Below are 16,053 nucleotides of genomic sequence, written 5' to 3' on the forward strand. Positions count from 1 at the left end.
TGGACGCTAGTTCCGGTGGTGATTATCCTGATCAAATCTGGTAAAAAAATTAGCATTCTCATTTTGAAAGTCTGCTTAATTTGCATCGGTCTATGCATTAACGGCTTCGGCCTCGCCCTGTTGTACTCAGTCGAGCTGGGCACATCTCCCATGGCAACGTTCTCCGACGGGCTTCACAACATCCTTGGCATCTCGCAAGGAAACGCCAATATCGTTGCCAACGCCGTGTTTCTCGTGGTGCTTCTCTTTATCGGTCGTCGGTATATCTCAGTGGGCACGATCCTCTGCACGTTCACAATCGGCCTCTATGTCGACCTAGCTCAGTGGATCATCGGCCCGCTCAACCTGATTTCCCTGCCCCTGCCTGGCAAAGTCGCCGTCGCCTTCCTGGGCATGGCCATCATGGGCGCAGGACTTGGAATGTACGTTGCCGTTGACTTCGGGCTGGGCCCGCTGGAGGCGCTCGTCGGGGTTATCAACGATCACACAAGCCTCAGCTATCGGGCGTCAAAAATAGTATTTGATGCCGCCCTCGGTGTCCTCGGAGTGGTCTTCGGAGGAAAGATTGGCATCGGCACGGTCATATCTATCGGTTGCACCGGGTTTGTGATGGACTTCAGCCGCACGTGGGCTAAACATGCGCTGGCGCGCATCCCCCTGCCAAAGAACGCCGATGCCCGATAGACGATTCACAGGCCTCCCACGCCCGACCTCACCCACACACAGAGCGGGGCGGCGCGGGAGGCCCCGAACCCTCAGCTGAGTGTCGCCCTTCGAACGAACTCACGCCCCGCGAAGGCCTATTCGTCCAAAGTCCGTCACTCAGCAAGAGACGCAGCAAGCGAGAAGGACGGGCAGGCCGCCGCCTCAGCGGACATGCTGCTCGCCCCGCGCGCGGTCGAGCTCGTTGGCCTTCCACGCGCGCATCCGGCGTTTGACGGTGCCAAGGTCGAACAATTCGTAGAACTAACTCCAACCCCGACCAGCCAGCTCCCCACGCTCAGGATGGCCGGGGTCGCCAATGGCCCGGAGGAAGTGCTCGAACCCACCTACGCTGCCGACGTCTTCGGGCGGCGCATCGCCCGCGCCGGCCGTGCACGCCGGAGCATCTCCGTCATACGGGTCGATGGCCTCCACGAGCCTGATGTCGTGCCCCCAGCCGTCACCATAGTCGTGGAAGTAACGCGCCTTGCGCGTGCGCGGAAAGACGTCGCTCAGGAGCAGCCGCGCGGAGTCGATCCGCCGCGGTCGAGAGTCGACCACGCCCCACTCACCCTCAAACTCCGCAATCTCACACGCGTTCATAATCTCGACGTCCTCGCCTCACGTACGCAGCTCAAAGCGGTAGAGGTGGTAGTCTTGCCAGAGAAACGCGGACTGGATGGCATCGTGCAGATCCGCAAGCGTGACGGACACGGGGAGCACGATCTCTCGCCAGCAGGGGGATCCTGGCCAGGGCTGCAGCTCGACGCGGAACTTGAAGGCTCGCGCGCCGACGGGCCGCTAGGCGAGAAGAACGTCCTCCCAGCCGGCACGAACCCGCGTCTCCTCCAGCCGCGCGACAATCTCCTCCGCCCGCCGGCATGCCTCGTCCGAGAGATAGGCCGACTTGGCCCGATGGCACGTAGAGATGAGGCCCTCCGAGTCCAGGCGGTCGATGACGTCCCAGTCGCAGCTCTTCCACGCTCGGCGAACCGGACCACCCGGCCCCTTCTCCTCCCGAGAGGTAAGGTAGAGCATGGCAAGCGCGAGGTCATGGGGCAGGTCGTCGCGACTCATGGCGACCCCCGTCGGTGGGAACGACTTGATGCCTCAACCCTAGCAGGCCGCAGCCCTCAGCAGCGCATGCCCGTGGCGCGCCAAGTCGCCAGACTCAGAGCGATCTCTGAATATCTCAGAATTCAGAGATATATCTCAGAATTCTGAGATATTCAGAGATAAGCGCAAGAGAAAGGGAGCCGACGAGCCTTATCCCCCCTCTGAGACCCTCTCCGTAGAGTTCAAGAGCGACCGCAAGACCATCTCCGACACGGTAATATCCGAGGAGGTCGTCGCCCTCGCAAACACCGACGGCGGAGACCTCTATGTTGGAGTCGAGGATGATGGCAGCGTCCCAGGAGCCCAGCCCCAGCACCGCAACCCCATCCGCATGACAGCCATGATTGCCAACAAGACAGGCCCGCCCATCTCCGTCCGTTCAGAGATGCTCGATGAAGGGCTTCCCGTCCTCCACGTAGAAGTTCCCCGCTCCCTGAGCATCGTCGCGACGTCATCTGGAAAGATGCTACGTCGACGGCTCAAGGAGGACGGCAAGCCCGCAAGCGTCCCCATGTACCCCTACGAAATTGCGACGAGGCTGTCCGACCTCGGCAGGCTGGACTATTCCGCCCAGCCCATGCCCGACTCGTCTCGTGATGATTTCGACCCCATTGACCGGCAGCGGCTCAGGCGCATAATCAGCTCGTCAAGAAACAGCGATCGGAGCCTGCTCGAGTTGGAAGACGAGGAGCTGGAACAAGCGCTCGGACTCACCACGACGGTTGGGGACAAGCAGGTACCAACGCTCGCGGGCGTTCTCATCCTAGGAAAAGAATCGTCCATAAGGCGCCTTGCCCCCTCTGCAAAATCGGCCTTTCAGGTGCTTCAGGGCACCGACATCAAGGTAAACGACGAGTATGGCGGCGGCCTCCTTAAGACCATCGAAAGGATTTCCGAAGCGATCGAACCCTGGAACCCTGTCACAGAGATTCCCTACGGGCTTTTCACCGATCCCGTCCCCGCCTTTGACCGCAGGGCCTTGCGAGAGGCTCTCGTCAACGCCTTCGGCCACCGCGACTATTCGATCCTCGGCAACGTAAGGGTACTCATAGATGACGCAGGCATCACCATCTCCAATCCTGGCGGATTCGTGGAGGGCGTCACGGTAAAGACCCTCCTGACGGCGGAGCCCCACGGGCGAAACCCCTGCCTCATGGATGCCCTTAAGCGAATCGGCCTTGCCGAGAGGACGGGCCGTGGCGTTGACAGGATCTTTGAGGGCTCGCTTCTTTACGGCCGGCCATTGCCCGACTACTCGGAGTCAACCTCGGCCGTAGTCCGTCTTTTCATTGCCCGAAGTGAGCCCGACCTAGCGTTTGTCAGCCTCCTTGCAGACGAGGGCGAGAAGAGCGGCAAGCCAATGCCCATCCAGTCTCTACTCGTGCTCGACGCGCTCAAGCGCATGAGAAGGGCATCTGTCGGTACCGTCAAGATTCTTGCGCACTTTCAGACAGCCCTATAGGCCCGCCGTCCGGTGCGGCTACCCCTCCAGCAGAGTCACGTCCAGGTAGCGACGAGAGCCCCACTCGCTCTCGGCGACGTACTTGAGCCTCGCGGTCACGAGCATGAGGGCGCTCCTCCCATCCGGGAAGGTGCCCACCACGCGGGTGCGGCGGCGGATCTCGCGGTTGAGGCGCTCGATGGCGTTGTTCGTGCGGATCCTCCGCCAGTGCTCGCGGGGGAACCTGGTGTAGGTCAGCGTCTCGGCGAAGCCCTCCCTGACCACCTTGGCGGCCTCCTTGAGCCTGAGCGACTCCAGCTCCCCGGCGACGGCGAGGGCCTTGGCCTCGGCCGCCTCTCTCGACTCCATCGCGTGGATCGCCTTGAGCATGGCGGCGACCCTCGGCCTCTTGGACCTCGGGACCCTGGCCAGCACGTTTCTGTAGAAGTGCACGGTGCACCGCTGGTAGGCGGCCCCCGGGAACACCTCGGCGATTGAGCCGACCATGCCGGCGGCCTTGTCGCCGGTGAACATCCGCACGCCGCGCAGGCCGCGGGACCTGAGCCACGACAGGAACTCCCGCCAGCACTCCGAGGACTCCGTGAAGCCCTCGGCGGCGCCGATCACCTCGCGGTAGCCGTCGTCGTTGACGCCTATGGCGACCATCACCGCCACGTTCTCGTAGCTGCCGCCCCAGCTCCGCCTGAGGTAGATGCCGTCCACGTAGACGTAGGGGTAGGCGCGCTCGAGCGGGCGGTTGCGCCATCGCTCGACCGCCTTGAACGCCTTCTCGTTGAGGTTGGAGACCGTCGACGCGGACACGCTTGACCCCCAGAGGGCCTCGGAGACGTCCTCGATGCGCCTGGTGGAGACGCCCGCCAGGTACATCTCGATCATGGCCTCCTCGACCGAGGTCTCGCGCCTGCGGTAGCGCTCGATGATAGCGGTGGTGAACCGAACTCCCTTGAGCTTGGGCATCCTGAGCGTGACCTCGCCGGAGGTGGTGGCGAGCTTCCGGTCGTAGTGCCCGGCCCGGTAGGCCTCCCTCTCCGCGGTCCTCTCGTAGCGCTCGGCGCCCACGAGGTCGCCGGCCTCCTCCTCGAGCAGGCCGTTGAGCAGCTCCTCGACGGTCTTCCTCACCAGCTCCCTGAGATCGTCCCTCAGGGTCTCCTCGTTCAAAGATACAATGGGCTCGGGCATGGCCCCTCCTCCAGCATGTTTCTTGTCTAGGCAACTCGAATCATACCGGGGCGGGCCGTGCCCTCCTTCCTATCTGGACGCTATGCTGCTGTCAAAGTGCGCAAGAAATTGTACGTTACCCATCTGTCTCGGACCTCCAGGCGGAGGTGGATGTACAGCCCGCGCGACTCAAGCAGACGGTCGAGCTTCTCACAGAAGCGGGGCTCATCGAAGCGTCCGGAAACGGAAGAAACCGCATGTACCATCTCAGCTCTCACCTCTACAGGTCGGCCGGGAAGGGGCTCGAGTATGTGCGACAGACGGACATCGACCGCCTGCGTTACCCCAAACTCATCATGAAGCTCGCGGAGAGCCAGGGACGGGTCAGCACCGCCGGCGTGAGCGAGCTGCTGCACATCGACAAGAACTCCGCCTATTACGAGATTCGCAAGCTTGTCAATGAGGGGAGGCTCCGGAAGGAGAAGAACGGGCCGGATGCGTACTACACGCCAGTTGGCGTCTGATGTCCCATCAACAGTCTTAGAGCGGGGTCGGCAAGCGACGTCCCCTCCACCGAGTGACGCACTTCGACCAAACGAGGCCCTGTCAAGGGCGCTATCCGTTCAAAAGCTGTCTCCTAACCTCAAGTGCGGTGGCCATCGACGCGACAGGTCACGACATGGATGCCATCACCGGGCCGACCTCGTCCTCGGCGCAAACAGCAGCGCGACTTGAAGCGGAACCAAGCGCCTAGCCTGCTCCTCCCGGCAGGGCCACCAGAGGCAGCGCCAAAGCCTCTGAGCGGCCATGCCGCGGAAACATCCGAGGAAGCCCCACGGCAGCTCCACGGCGCGCATGGCGAGACTCGCAGAGGAGTTGGAAGGCGTCCTCGACTTACAGATTCTCATGGAAAAGGTAGCTATTTACTACCTTTTGTGCTTTAATCCGTAAGTATGAAGTTCTCCGAGTACATAGCCCGCCACCACGCGTTCACCACCGAGGCGCTGCTTGCGGCTGCCGACTCGCGCGACGCAGCGAGGCAACAGCTCAAGGCGGCGGTCGTCGGCGGGTCAGTCGAGCGCGTCCGCAGGGGCCTCTACGTCTCGAACGCCGGCAGGTTCGAGGGTGCCGGCGTCGATCCCTACGAGGTCGCCGCCGCGCTCGACCCCGATGCCATCCTCTCCTACCACAGCGCCCTCGAGGCGCACGGCGTCGCACACAACGTCGGATTCGAGTGCCGGTTCCGCACCGAGGCGGCACGTTCGCCGTTCTCATTCCACGGAATACGCTTCATCCCCCACCCTGGGGGTGACATCCTCTTGACCCAGAGGGTGCGCGGGAGGGCGTTCGGCTCTATCCTCGTGACCACACGGGAGCAGACGCTCTTCGACTGTCTCAAGCACCCCGAGTGGGCGGGGGGCATTGAGGAGGTAGTGCGATCACTCTCTGCGCTGCCCTACCTAGACGCCGATCAGGCGGCCTCACTCGCAATCGCCGACAGCGCGTCCATGGCTGCACGCGTTGGATGGCTACTGGAAGCCAAGTCTGAGGGGTGGCGCATCCCGGCCGACGTGATCGACCGGCTGCGTCAAGCAAGCGCTGGGACGGTCTCAAAATTCGACAAGAGGGCTGCCGCGACCAGAGGATGGTCGAGCAGGTGGAACATGAGGCTTCCGGAGACGGAAGAGGAGGTCGCGTCATGGGCGCGGTGAGCATGGAGGGATTCGCCCCGAGAACGGTCGACAAGGTCGAACGCCTGCTGGACCTGATGGAGGAGATGGGACGCCACCCTGACCTCGCGGGAAAACTCGCGATGCACGGTGGGACGGCGATAAACCTGTTCGTGCTCGACGCTCCGAGGTTGTCGGTCGACATCGACGTCTCTTATGTCGGCGCGGCCGACCGGTAGAAAATGCTTTAAGAGCGGCCTCGCGTCGAACGGGGCATAGAGGGGGTGGCCCGCCACCTCGGCTACGACGTACCTCCCACGCGATCCGAGCACGCGGGCAGGACATTCATGCTTCGCTACCGGGGGGGACTGGGGCCCCGACCATGTGAAGGTCGACTGCGTATTCCTCAGCCGCTCCCCGCTCGCCCCTCCAGCCGCAAGGCCGTGCGCCGTCAGACCGGACGCGCGAATCGTCACTTTCTGCGATGCGGAGCTTGCCGGAGGCAAGACCAAGGCCCTCTTCGACCGGGTGAAGGTGCGCGACCTCTACGACATCTGCAACCTCAAACGCGTCCTCACCAGCACCGACAAGGAGAACGAGCTCCTCGCACACCGGGCGATACTTTACTACGCCTCGCTCTCGGCTCGGTTCCCCCAGCCTCTCACCGGGCGCACCGAGCGGTTCGCCGACAGGGAAGCGGAGCTCGAGAGCCAGCTCATCCCCATGCAAAGTCGAACTAGGCAATCTCCAACCGTTTGATGCTCAGTCGCCCCTCGAGAAGAAGCTTATGCATGAGGTTGTCTCCGTGAGCAGAGTTGTCGAGCGTCTTGCCGTAGGCTGTCAGGAGATGGCTGACCATCTTGTACTGTCGCCCGCGGAGCTCCCCGTCAGGGATATCCTTCCCTGATGAGTCCTTGTACCCAGAGTAATAGAAGATGAGGGCAACGTCGCTTCCGTACAGGTCCACATCATCGAAGATAGCCTGGAAGTACGAGTAGTCCGCCTCCGCCAACGAGTGACCGTAGAACTTGATGCAGTTCGTGGGACACTCGGAGCCCGCCGGGTGAACCAGGCTTCCATGCTCAATTGGCTCAAGGGCAAGGAGCCTGTATGTCTTGGTAAAAGGAAGCGCCAGAGAATCGTCCTTGATATCCTTCCCGTCGATGCCAATAACGATGTCGCCTGACCCGAGAGAACCATGTACATTGTGAACTTCAATATTGGACCAGGGTGAGCTGGGGTCCGCGCAAGGGGGCCACGTATAGTTGAAGTTGATAACGGATGTCGGAGGCGCCTTAAGAGCGCCGCCGCTCGGTGAGCGAGAGCTGCCGCGGGCGAGTATCGTGAGCCCCCTTTCTGCCGCACGCGAATAATCGAGCGCCGAACTCACGACCTGGCCAGATAGGTAGTCAGCAAAGGCCTCTTCAAACCGATGAAGCTCCGAGAGAAGAAACTCGAACGCCTCCTCGTACATTCCGTTATTTCCCGGATAGGTGCCCCTGCTCTTGATAATATGCAGGTGATAATCGACGTTCTTAGCAATATCGTCAACTGCGGCAAGAAGCTCCTCTCTTGGGGCGGAAAGTCCCTCCTCAGGAAAAACCGAGCCAAGTGCCCGGGCGAGCTGGCCATGCCCGTCTTCCCCCACAGCCCACTTTGCCACGATGGCTTCAACGTCACACCAGAGCGGGTCGTCTTCTTCGACACCACTGAGAATGATGTCCCACGCAGTCAGCCCGTCGGGCGACAGAAGGCAGTTCCCGTCCTTGTCGTACCGGGTTGCGAAAAAGTCACTGAAGCTGGACCTGAGCCCGCAGGCAAGATCAAAGCCATTCCCGATAATGATGAGCTGGTGCACATGCTTATCCATGGACTCTCCTCGCGTTCTGCTAGGCAAACTCAGCAGCAAGCAACCCCGCTAGACCACACTTTACCCTCTGTCGCCGGCAATCTCGGCCAGCCGGTCAACCAGTCCGTCCACGTACGTCACCGGCCTGCCCATCCTCTCATTGAAGCCATCGTCGGCGAGCGCCGACCTCCGGGCTCTGGCTGCTTTTGATGGAACCCCGCTCAGATACCTCGTCCATAGATCCTCGTAGGGCAAGCCGGGCTTCTCGTATCCGAGAATCCTGCCATCCCTGCCCAGCTCGCGTTCGGCATCGCTCGGGCTATCAATCAGAACCCCGGGAACGTAGTGAAGCAGAATCCAGTACTCAAATGAAGGGCTTGAGTTGGCGACGGAAATCCCCGCCTTCTCCGCCAAGGCAATTGCCTCCGAATACCCGCGAGGACCCTCGTCCTCGCGGGACTCCGCGTCAAACACCACCCAAGGCTCAACATAAAGCCCCTTGCGCACAAGCTCGCGCCACCTCCGGCGAGCCGCCGCAACGATTCCCCTCGGATCGTTGCAGTGAGGCTTATAGACCTCAACCCAGTTCGCGCGGAAGCGTCGCTTGATGTCAGCAAAGTACCGCCGTTCGGTTTCGCCCTCGCAGGCGATGAGCACGACGGGCTTTTCCCTTCTTCTCTGTCCGCGGGCGCCGCGTGACGCCCTCCCCCTAACGACCATCTGGAAGAATCCCGTCTATGAAGGGGACGGCACCGTACGCGCCGTAAAGATAGCGATTCATCAGGCTCTCGTCCTTTCGCGGCGAGAAGGACGAGAGGGGGTAGAGCTCGGAAGCACCCGATTCGGCATCCTTTTGCACGAACCAAATCTGATCGCGCCGAAGCAAGTCGTTCGACAGGAAGGAGAGGTCGTGCGTGGTAAATACGAGTTGGGCCCCTCTCCTGTTGAGACTGCGGTCGGAGAACAGGCTGACGAGGTTTTTAAGGAGAACCGGATGAAGGCTCCGCTCCGCCTCGTCGACAAACAGCGTCTTCCCGGCATCAATCGCGCCAATCAGGTCGGCGGCAAGATCGAGCATGGTAATCGTACCTAAGGACTCATTCTCCAAGCCGAATCCAACCCCCCTCCTGTCTATAATATGACGGAACTGAAGCGCCACCTTCTTGTCGGGAACGAGAATGCCGCCATCGAGCTTCTGCCCGACAAGAGCCTCAAAAATGGCCTCGAGCTTGTCAACCGCCTCCCTTTGGATAGCGCGGTCGGCCTCTGTCATCTCGTCAACCGCCAGCTGGGCCCCAGCGATGCCGAGATCAGCAGACCCTATGGCCGTAATGACCTTCTCAAAATTATCTTTGCCTATGCGGACAAGCTTCTCCAACAGAGAGCCGTACTCGATGGGGTCATCACGGTTGATAATTGAGAGAGAGTTCGAGAACCAGTCAATGGCGGCCGAACACGGACCGATGCCGTACTTTGCAAGCATTCCAAGAATCAGCCCGTTGTCCGAATAGCCCCTGAGCCGCGTCACGACACCCGGATACTTCGATCCCTGCTTGACCTCATACTCCCCGTTGTCAAGGCGAGTCCTTCTGAAGACGAGGCGCTCCGCCTTCGGCCGAAGGCGGAGCTCCTCCTCGACGACGCCCCTTTCGTCGAGGGCAAAGTCATACTCGTATCTCTCTCCATCGACGATGAACGAGAAGCCAAACCTCGTCGGCCGGACATCACCCACAAAGTTGTTCCTCTTCTGCAGATGCCCGGGATGTATAACGCCTACGATGAGTCCCCGGGCAAAGTCAACGGCACGAAGCAGGTTGGTCTTTCCGGAGGCATTGGTGCCATAGAGCACCGCCACCGAGAGAACCCCTTCGGCATTCGATCCGGGCACGCGTACGGGAATCAGGTTATCCGGATGCTCTTTATAGGCATTTACGGGGAGCATCGAGATGGAGGCTTCTTCCCTGAAGGAGCGGAAGTTCTCGCATCTAAATTCGAGCAACATCTTATAACTCCTCTATAATTGGCCTCATATTGAGAATACTACCCATGTTTTTGTGGTTTGTCCACAAAAACATGGGTAGTATTCTCAATATGGCCGGCGTTATTAAACGTGCCCATCATGTTCGCCATCAGCCCGTCGGCAGGCAGCTCCTCAGGAAATCGGGCATCTCAGCTGAAATACACCGCGAGACGATATTCCCACGTACGAATAGCCTCGGAAAACAGTGGCCTATCCTGCGTGACGAGGCGCCATGCCTTGAAAGAAATGCGGCAGCTTTTGGAGCCGCCGCCCTCTCAGACACACCCTTTCGTCCAAATCATTCGATGCGGCATCGATTGCCCCGCACATAACGGGCGCCATCCGATGCCAGCGGCATCCCGATTTCCGGCGTCCCTCTCTTCACCCCGAGCATACGTGTGCCACCTGACCCTATGCCCCGCCCTCTAGGACGAAGGAACCGTTCTCCCTCACCATCTTCGCCGCTTCCCTCATGCTTGGCACGACGTACTTCCTCACGTTGGGAAGCGGGACGCTCAGCCCCGAGAGCACCAGGGGCATCCGCTCCCCCTCCTTTGCAAAGATCACAATCTCCTTGCCGAGCGCGAGTGCATATCCAACCTCGATGAGAGAGCTCGTGGCCAGCAGCTTTGGATAGAGAAGGACCACGTATTCGGCATGCTTGAGGGCCTCAAAGTTCTCGGGCGGAATACGGGTCGCCTGACCGAGCTCGCTCATGTGCTTAACGTCGACTCCGCCGTAAAAGACCTCGTACCCCAGTCGCTTAAGCTCCTTTGTCAGCTGGGTAATCGACTTCTGAAGACTCTCATATTCCTTTGACTTCCCCACGCTCGTCATCGGGGATGAGATAAAGACGCTTCCTCGCCTCACATAGCACTCCCCCTTGGGGTAGATGCCCCCCTTGAGAAGCGGCAGCCTCTCCTCGGCCCGAGCAAGGGCTCCGCCTGCTCCGCGCTTGACCAGCTCATACGCCCCGGCCGCAAGACAGCGAATCTGCTTCGGAGTTATCCGCTCAACGCCACATCGGATTGTAATCTCCTCCAGCAGCGAGACCATCCCATCTTCATCAAGATTGCGGCAGTGAAGCTGCCTGAGCGGAGACCTTTCCGGCAACTCAACGTTCACAAGAAGGGGCACCACAGCCGGGCGATCATAGCGCATAGCCATAGCGCCCGCCTCAAAGTAAACCCACGGGGCATCGATGTTTTCTGGAGTGAGGCAGATGATGCCGACCGAACTCTCCCGAAGCTCCCTCTTGATACGCTGGTACCATTCAGACCCTGCCGCGATATCCCTGTCCGAGAAGAAAACAGTCACTTCTTCACGAGGAAAAGCCGACTCAATTGCGCCTTTGAGCGCCCTTGCGATAGCCTTGCTCGTCCTCCCCGACCAGCTGACGAAGACACGACCGGGCTTTCGGTAAAACATGCGCAGCACCTCCACGTAATCCAATTACAAGACAACACCCTCGACATAAAAGGAAGGTCGAGAAGAACTACCCCTCGCTCCTGCGCTGCCCATTTCCCGCAAGACCCAAATCATCGAGAGCCTCGTACATTGCGAGCACCATCCGTATCCAGTACTTCAGGTTCTCTCGCATTCGAAAGAAGCACACGACGGCAAGAATCGCGCAGGTGCCTATCATGAGAAGAGTCCATACCATGTCAGCAAGAGGGGCAGATCGCGCAACCTGGCAGCTAAAGGGCACAATCCCTAGGACGGCAAGCATCGCAAAGCATACCGACCACTGCATCGCCAAGCCCTTGAGCGCGCGCATCTTCTCCGCCTTGGCACAGCGCCCGCTCATCTGAATGACATAGCTGCAATAGGCAAAGATGTATTCGCTCTGCTCTCCAGAGAAAGCCCGCTCTCTGAGCGCGATTTTCTTCCTCCGAAGGATTTCCCTTGCCTTGGACTGATATACCCGCAGCTTTGCTTTGTTGTGAACAATGCTGCCGCTATCGGAGAGAAGGGCGTTAACCATCCGGGTCTGGCTGCGGAAGACGTGCCAATCAAACCAGGACCCCATGCCCTGAAGGATGAACCCAGTAACATAGCAGACCAGAAGCATAAAGAGCAGGTACACGACCTCGTTATCCGGCAGTCCAATCCCATGCTCAATATGCGAAATGACGGGAAATCCAAGAATCTGGAGACCAAGAATGAGCAGTCCGCCGCTAAACAACAGATTAAAGAAATCGTACAGAGAGAAACGCTCGAACACTTGTTCCATTCTCACTCCCTATAATGCATTAATATCAAAATAGAAAGATTTTGCGCTTCGCTTATGATTTGCTTGTCCGACACTCGCCTTCCTGATAGCAGTGGATTACTTGAAGAGCGTCGAAGAATGCACGCGCTTCCAGTTGAATACGACCGAGAAGGCCAAAATCAGCTACCGCTCGCCCCGTTCGCTTTCCGACACCGCAGCCGCCGCAACGCAAGATAAGCACAGGGACGCAATGGACATGACTGACTCCCCCGTCTCCTTCGCCTCGATGCCTCGTGCGGAAAGCCACCGCTCAACCGGGCCCAGGAATTCAAGCTCCCCAATAAGACACAGCGCGCTGAAAAAGCACGCCATGACAAGACATGCCGTACACGCATGACGCAACAGTTTCCCCCGCGCCCCCTCAAACGAAACCTCACACACTGTCCTTGCGGCGAAGAGGCAGGTAATCGCAACAAGCAGCAGGGTGATGCCGGATGCGAGCCGAGGCGAGAGTGCCAGTAAGGCGCAGCACACAAGCGACGCCATACAGGTGACAAACGTACCCATCGTCAATTACCCGAACGCCGACGCCTCAAAGCAACGGAGCGAAACGCAATGCAGACAATAACGACGAAGAGAACAAAGCCCATAAAGAGGCCCGCAGAGCCAAGTCGACCCACAAAGCTATCGACGGGAATGATCAGTCTTGCCGTAATCAGCACTGGTTCATCGTTGAGCCCGACCAGATGCTCATAGTTATCGTCAAGTGATGTCCGGTACGACACGACGTAAGGCTCTCTGACCTCTGCGGTCGCAGTTAGACCAACGTCTTCCATCGATATAGCGGCAGCGGAAGGAATTCTGACCCAGAGCCGTTCTCCATCTCCAAAGTTATAGCGCTCATCCCCCCGGTCGTCTACAACATAGGCCCCCATCTTGTCCATTGAATCTCCGAGCTCAACCGAGACAATGGATTCAGCGGGCGCGTCGACCGTTATTGCCGGTGAGGAGAACTCCCCCTCCCCACCGTCGGAGACAGCTCCGTCGGCACACTGGAGGAGCGTCCACCCCCGTCCGCTCTTAACACCCTCTGCCTCACGCGCCTTATTCACGAGAGGAATAATATAGCCATCCATCAGACCATATGGATCGCTGCCATTTTTAAAGTCATCGGCAAGAGAGCCCTCCCCATGCTCGTATATCCATACGGCAGCCTGAGTAACAAATCGGTCAACATCCGCGTTACCATACAGATGAGACTGTGGATAACCGCCGAGCAACAGCCGTCGCATGCCCTCATCATCCGAAACCACCGGATACAGGGGCTGTCCAGCCTCAGCCCAATCCGTATCCAAGTCAAGTGAGTAGAGTACCGAGCCTTCGTCTGTCTCGTACTTCCCCCAAGAGTAGCTATCTCCGATGTAGGACACCATTACCCCCTCTTTGCAGAGAGTGACAGCCTGATCACGCGGCTGTTCCACAGAAACATCTAAAGACGCCATGCTCCCTCCTAGCTCGTTACCTCACATTCGGTCTGGGAAAGACATCTCACACGTATCGGTAGACATGTTCGCGGGCAACAATCTTCGGCCGCTCGCCGTCGGGCTGCGCCGAGGCACCAGGCCCGTCTTTCTCCTACTCCCCGTACGGCCTGTCGGGAGCGATCTTGCCCTCGGCCACGGTCCTCAGGTGGGCGCCGTAGTTGGACTTGCCGTAGCGCTCCGCGCACTCGAGCAGGCGCTCGCGGGAGACCCAGCCGTTCTCGTAGGCGATCTCCTCGGGGACGGAGACCGGCAGGTCCTGGGCGGTCTCCACCGTGCGCACGAACTGGGAGGCCTCGAAGAGCGACTCCATGGTGCCGGTGTCGAGCCAGGCGTAGCCGCGCCCGAGCGTCACCACGTCGAGCGAGCCGTCCTCGAGGTACATCCGGTTGAGGTCCGTGATCTCGTACTCGCCGCGGGCCGAGGGCTCCACGCGCGCCGCGAAGTCGCACACGCGGCCGTCGTAGAAGTAGAGCCCCGTCACGGCGTAGCTGCTCTTGGGGTGCTCGGGCTTCTCCTCGATGGAGATGGCGTTGTAGTTCTCGTCGAACTCCACGACGCCGAAGCGCTCCGGGTCGTCCACGCGGTAGCCGAAGACCGTGGCGCGGCCCGCCTCGGCGTTCCTGGCGGCGCGGCGCAGGTGCCGGGAGAGGCCGTTGCCGTAGAAGATGTTGTCCCCGAGGACGAGCGCGCAGGGGTCGCCGCCCGCGAAGTCGCGCCCGATGACGAAGGCCTGGGCGAGGCCGTTGGGCTCGGGCTGCACGGCGTAGGAGAGCGAGATCCCGAAGTCCGAGCCGTCCCCGAGCAGGCGCTCGAAGTTGGGGAGGTCCTCGGGCGTGGAGATGATCAGGATGTCGCGGATGCCCGCCAGCATGAGCGTGGAGAGCGGGTAGTAGACCATCGGCTTGTCGTAGACGGGCAGGAGCTGCTTCGACGTGACCGTGGTGAGCGGGTAGAGGCGCGTGCCCGAGCCGCCCGCGAGGATGATGCCCTTCATGGCTAATCACGCCTAAACAGATCGCGCGTATAAACCTTCCCCGCCACGTCCGAGAGCTCATCGCTCCAGCGGTTGGCAACGATAAGATCGCAGCGCTCCTTGAACGCCGCAAGATCATGCGTGACCTCAGACCCAAAGAAAGTCGCATCGTCCAGTGTTGGCTCGTAAACCACCACGGGCACACCCTTAGCTTTCACGCGCTTCATGATGCCCTGGACCGAGGAGGCACGGAAGTTATCCGACCCGCTCTTCATGGTGAGGCGATACACGCCCACCATAGGCGCCGCAACCCCCGAGTACACGAGCTCATTCACTCGCGTGAGCACCTCATCCGCCACGTGATCCTTGCGCGTACGGTTGGAGTCCACAATGGCCTCAATGAGGTTCTGTGGGACATCCTTGTAGTTGGCAAGTAGCTGCTTGGTATCCTTGGGTAGACAATACCCGCCATAGCCGAAAGATGGGTTGTTGTAAAACGACCCGATGCGCGGTTCAAGGCACACACCACGGATAACATCAGCAGTAGAGAGCCCACGCACCTCACAGTAGGTATCGAGCTCGTTGAAGTAGGAGACACGCAGCGCCAGATAGGTATTAGCAAAGAGCTTGACTGCCTCCGCCTCCGTGAGGCCAAGCACGAGTTCAGGGATGCCCTTCGAGCCGTCTTCGTTCACGCGCGCGCGCTCAGCGGGATCGGCGCCGTCAGCGAGGAGGGCCGCGAATCGTTCGGCGGCAGCGCGAGCCTCAGCATCGTCCGCGGGCGCGCCCACCACAATTCGACTGGGGTGCAGGTTGTCGTACAGCGCATGCCCCTCACGCAGGAACTCCGGCGAGAAAATGATACGCGTATCGCCACGCTCCGCGCGTAGGCGTTCCGTATAGCCAACGGGAATCGTCGACTTGATAACGATCCACGCATCGGAATTCACCAAACGGACTGCAGCAATCGCAGCCTCAACCGAAGAGGTGTCGAAGTAGTTCCGGGCGGGATCGTAGTTAGTCGGCGTCGCTACAACAACGTACTCAGCTCCGCCATAGGCCTCCCCCGCCTCGCGCGTAGCGATAAGATCAAGCGCTCTTTCCCCTGACTTCGCCTCCGCAAGAAACCGCTCAATCTCCGCATCGCGGATGGGAGACTGAAATCGATTGAGCATCGTAACCTTCTCAGGAACAATGTCCAGCGCGCGAACCTCGTTATGCTGAGCAAGAAGAACGGCAAGGGACAGACCAACGTAACCGGTACCTGCAACCGCGATTTTCATTCCACTCTCCAATTGTCAAAGAACACGATCGGAGCCCAGCCCCGCTTAGAGCCAATCAGGAACG

17 protein-coding genes and 1 pseudogene are annotated in these 16,053 nt (G+C 60.0%); 6 read left to right on the forward strand and 12 right to left on the reverse strand.

Features of this window, described 5'->3' with window-relative positions:
* Positions 1–18: 18 nt before the first annotated feature.
* Complete coding sequence (locus tag ACULPM_RS08130) at positions 19–684, forward strand: YczE/YyaS/YitT family protein (RefSeq protein ID WP_445332332.1); 666 nt, start codon at positions 19–21, stop codon at positions 682–684.
* A 282-nt stretch (positions 685–966) separates the two neighbouring features.
* On the opposite strand, the pseudogene ACULPM_RS08135 reads toward ACULPM_RS08130, so the two are convergent.
* The 3 genes and pseudogenes from ACULPM_RS08135 to ACULPM_RS08145 form a co-directional block, all read right to left on the reverse strand.
* Positions 967–1,473: pseudogene (locus ACULPM_RS08135) on the reverse strand (plasmid pRiA4b ORF-3 family protein); the annotation flags it as partial.
* 30 nt (positions 1,474–1,503) lie between these two features.
* A complete protein-coding gene (locus ACULPM_RS08140; protein WP_445332044.1) occupies positions 1,504–1,779 on the reverse strand; it encodes a DUF6429 family protein in 276 nt (91 codons plus the stop codon).
* A gap of 115 nt (positions 1,780–1,894) precedes the next feature.
* Positions 1,895–2,134, reverse strand: a complete 240-nt coding sequence (locus tag ACULPM_RS08145) for a hypothetical protein (RefSeq protein ID WP_445332043.1) — start codon at positions 2,132–2,134, stop codon at positions 1,895–1,897.
* Between ACULPM_RS08145 and ACULPM_RS08150 the strand changes: the two genes are divergently transcribed.
* Positions 2,036–3,280, forward strand: a complete 1,245-nt coding sequence (locus tag ACULPM_RS08150) for an ATP-binding protein (RefSeq protein WP_445332334.1) — start codon at positions 2,036–2,038, stop codon at positions 3,278–3,280. The genes ACULPM_RS08145 and ACULPM_RS08150 overlap by 99 nt on opposite strands.
* Before the next feature lie 18 nt (positions 3,281–3,298).
* Here the strand turns inward: ACULPM_RS08150 and ACULPM_RS08155 are convergent, their stop codons facing one another.
* Positions 3,299–4,459, reverse strand: coding sequence for an IS256 family transposase (locus ACULPM_RS08155; protein ID WP_167931236.1), 1,161 nt, complete (start codon positions 4,457–4,459; stop codon positions 3,299–3,301).
* 236 nt (positions 4,460–4,695) lie between these two features.
* Here ACULPM_RS08155 and ACULPM_RS08160 point away from each other — a divergent pair, with 236 nt between their 5' ends.
* The 4 genes from ACULPM_RS08160 to ACULPM_RS08175 all read left to right on the forward strand — a co-directional run bounded on the left by ACULPM_RS08160 (position 4,696) and on the right by ACULPM_RS08175 (position 6,867).
* Complete coding sequence (locus ACULPM_RS08160; protein ID WP_445332042.1) at positions 4,696–4,962, forward strand: hypothetical protein; 267 nt, start codon at positions 4,696–4,698, stop codon at positions 4,960–4,962.
* A 429-nt stretch (positions 4,963–5,391) separates the two neighbouring features.
* A complete protein-coding gene (locus ACULPM_RS08165; protein ID WP_445332041.1) occupies positions 5,392–6,150 on the forward strand; it encodes a type IV toxin-antitoxin system AbiEi family antitoxin domain-containing protein in 759 nt (252 codons plus the stop codon).
* Positions 6,138–6,347 carry a nucleotidyl transferase AbiEii/AbiGii toxin family protein gene (locus ACULPM_RS08170; RefSeq protein ID WP_445332040.1) on the forward strand — a complete coding sequence of 70 codons (210 nt, stop codon included), beginning with the start codon at positions 6,138–6,140 and terminating at the stop codon, positions 6,345–6,347. Before ACULPM_RS08165 ends, ACULPM_RS08170 begins: the two co-directional genes overlap by 13 nt.
* 145 nt (positions 6,348–6,492) lie before the next feature.
* On the forward strand, positions 6,493–6,867 hold the full coding sequence (locus ACULPM_RS08175) for a nucleotidyl transferase AbiEii/AbiGii toxin family protein (RefSeq protein ID WP_445332039.1): 375 nt from the start codon (positions 6,493–6,495) through the stop codon (positions 6,865–6,867).
* Here the strand turns inward: ACULPM_RS08175 and ACULPM_RS08180 are convergent.
* The 8 genes from ACULPM_RS08180 to ACULPM_RS08215 form a co-directional block, all read right to left on the reverse strand.
* Positions 6,845–7,978 carry an AbiH family protein gene (locus tag ACULPM_RS08180; protein ID WP_445332038.1) on the reverse strand — a complete coding sequence of 378 codons (1,134 nt, stop codon included), beginning with the start codon at positions 7,976–7,978 and terminating at the stop codon, positions 6,845–6,847. The two genes, ACULPM_RS08175 and ACULPM_RS08180, sit on opposite strands and share 23 nt — an antisense overlap.
* 60 nt (positions 7,979–8,038) lie before the next feature.
* Complete coding sequence (locus tag ACULPM_RS08185; RefSeq protein ID WP_445332037.1) at positions 8,039–8,677, reverse strand: RloB family protein; 639 nt, start codon at positions 8,675–8,677, stop codon at positions 8,039–8,041.
* On the reverse strand, positions 8,667–9,959 hold the full coding sequence (locus tag ACULPM_RS08190) for an AAA family ATPase (RefSeq protein ID WP_445332036.1): 1,293 nt from the start codon (positions 9,957–9,959) through the stop codon (positions 8,667–8,669). Before ACULPM_RS08190 ends, ACULPM_RS08185 begins: the two co-directional genes overlap by 11 nt.
* A 429-nt stretch (positions 9,960–10,388) precedes the next feature.
* A complete protein-coding gene (locus ACULPM_RS08195) occupies positions 10,389–11,405 on the reverse strand; it encodes a toll/interleukin-1 receptor domain-containing protein (protein ID WP_445332035.1) in 1,017 nt (338 codons plus the stop codon).
* Positions 11,406–11,472: 67 nt separating this feature from the next.
* Complete coding sequence (locus tag ACULPM_RS08200) at positions 11,473–12,210, reverse strand: hypothetical protein (protein ID WP_445332034.1); 738 nt, start codon at positions 12,208–12,210, stop codon at positions 11,473–11,475.
* A gap of 548 nt (positions 12,211–12,758) precedes the next feature.
* Complete coding sequence (locus ACULPM_RS08205; RefSeq protein ID WP_445332033.1) at positions 12,759–13,691, reverse strand: hypothetical protein; 933 nt, start codon at positions 13,689–13,691, stop codon at positions 12,759–12,761.
* A gap of 133 nt (positions 13,692–13,824) precedes the next feature.
* Complete coding sequence (rfbA, locus tag ACULPM_RS08210) at positions 13,825–14,727, reverse strand: glucose-1-phosphate thymidylyltransferase RfbA (protein WP_445332032.1); 903 nt, start codon at positions 14,725–14,727, stop codon at positions 13,825–13,827.
* Positions 14,728–14,729: 2 nt separating this feature from the next.
* On the reverse strand, positions 14,730–15,989 hold the full coding sequence (locus ACULPM_RS08215; RefSeq protein WP_445332031.1) for a nucleotide sugar dehydrogenase: 1,260 nt from the start codon (positions 15,987–15,989) through the stop codon (positions 14,730–14,732).
* Between the last annotated feature and the right edge of the window lie 64 nt (positions 15,990–16,053).

The sequence above is a fragment of the Thermophilibacter sp. ZX-H3 genome (assembly GCF_052599055.1).

Bases quoted from the DNA above. Each gene is read 5' to 3' on its own strand.
- ACULPM_RS08215 (WP_445332031.1), bottom strand. From the start codon at position 15,989: ATGAAAATCGCGGTTGCAGGTACCGGTTACGTTGGTCTGTCCCTTGCC.
- ACULPM_RS08160 (WP_445332042.1), top strand. From the start codon at position 4,696: ATGTACCATCTCAGCTCTCACCTCTACAGGTCGGCCGGGAAGGGGCTC.
- ACULPM_RS08140 (WP_445332044.1), bottom strand. From the start codon at position 1,779: ATGAGTCGCGACGACCTGCCCCATGACCTCGCGCTTGCCATGCTCTAC.
- ACULPM_RS08155 (WP_167931236.1), bottom strand. From the start codon at position 4,459: ATGCCCGAGCCCATTGTATCTTTGAACGAGGAGACCCTGAGGGACGAT.
- ACULPM_RS08195 (WP_445332035.1), bottom strand. From the start codon at position 11,405: ATGTTTTACCGAAAGCCCGGTCGTGTCTTCGTCAGCTGGTCGGGGAGG.
- ACULPM_RS08205 (WP_445332033.1), bottom strand. From the start codon at position 13,691: ATGGCGTCTTTAGATGTTTCTGTGGAACAGCCGCGTGATCAGGCTGTC.
- ACULPM_RS08185 (WP_445332037.1), bottom strand. From the start codon at position 8,677: ATGGTCGTTAGGGGGAGGGCGTCACGCGGCGCCCGCGGACAGAGAAGA.
- ACULPM_RS08200 (WP_445332034.1), bottom strand. From the start codon at position 12,210: ATGGAACAAGTGTTCGAGCGTTTCTCTCTGTACGATTTCTTTAATCTG.
- ACULPM_RS08165 (WP_445332041.1), top strand. From the start codon at position 5,392: ATGAAGTTCTCCGAGTACATAGCCCGCCACCACGCGTTCACCACCGAG.
- ACULPM_RS08190 (WP_445332036.1), bottom strand. From the start codon at position 9,959: ATGTTGCTCGAATTTAGATGCGAGAACTTCCGCTCCTTCAGGGAAGAA.
- ACULPM_RS08180 (WP_445332038.1), bottom strand. From the start codon at position 7,978: ATGGATAAGCATGTGCACCAGCTCATCATTATCGGGAATGGCTTTGAT.
- rfbA (WP_445332032.1), bottom strand. From the start codon at position 14,727: ATGAAGGGCATCATCCTCGCGGGCGGCTCGGGCACGCGCCTCTACCCG.
- ACULPM_RS08170 (WP_445332040.1), top strand. From the start codon at position 6,138: ATGGGCGCGGTGAGCATGGAGGGATTCGCCCCGAGAACGGTCGACAAG.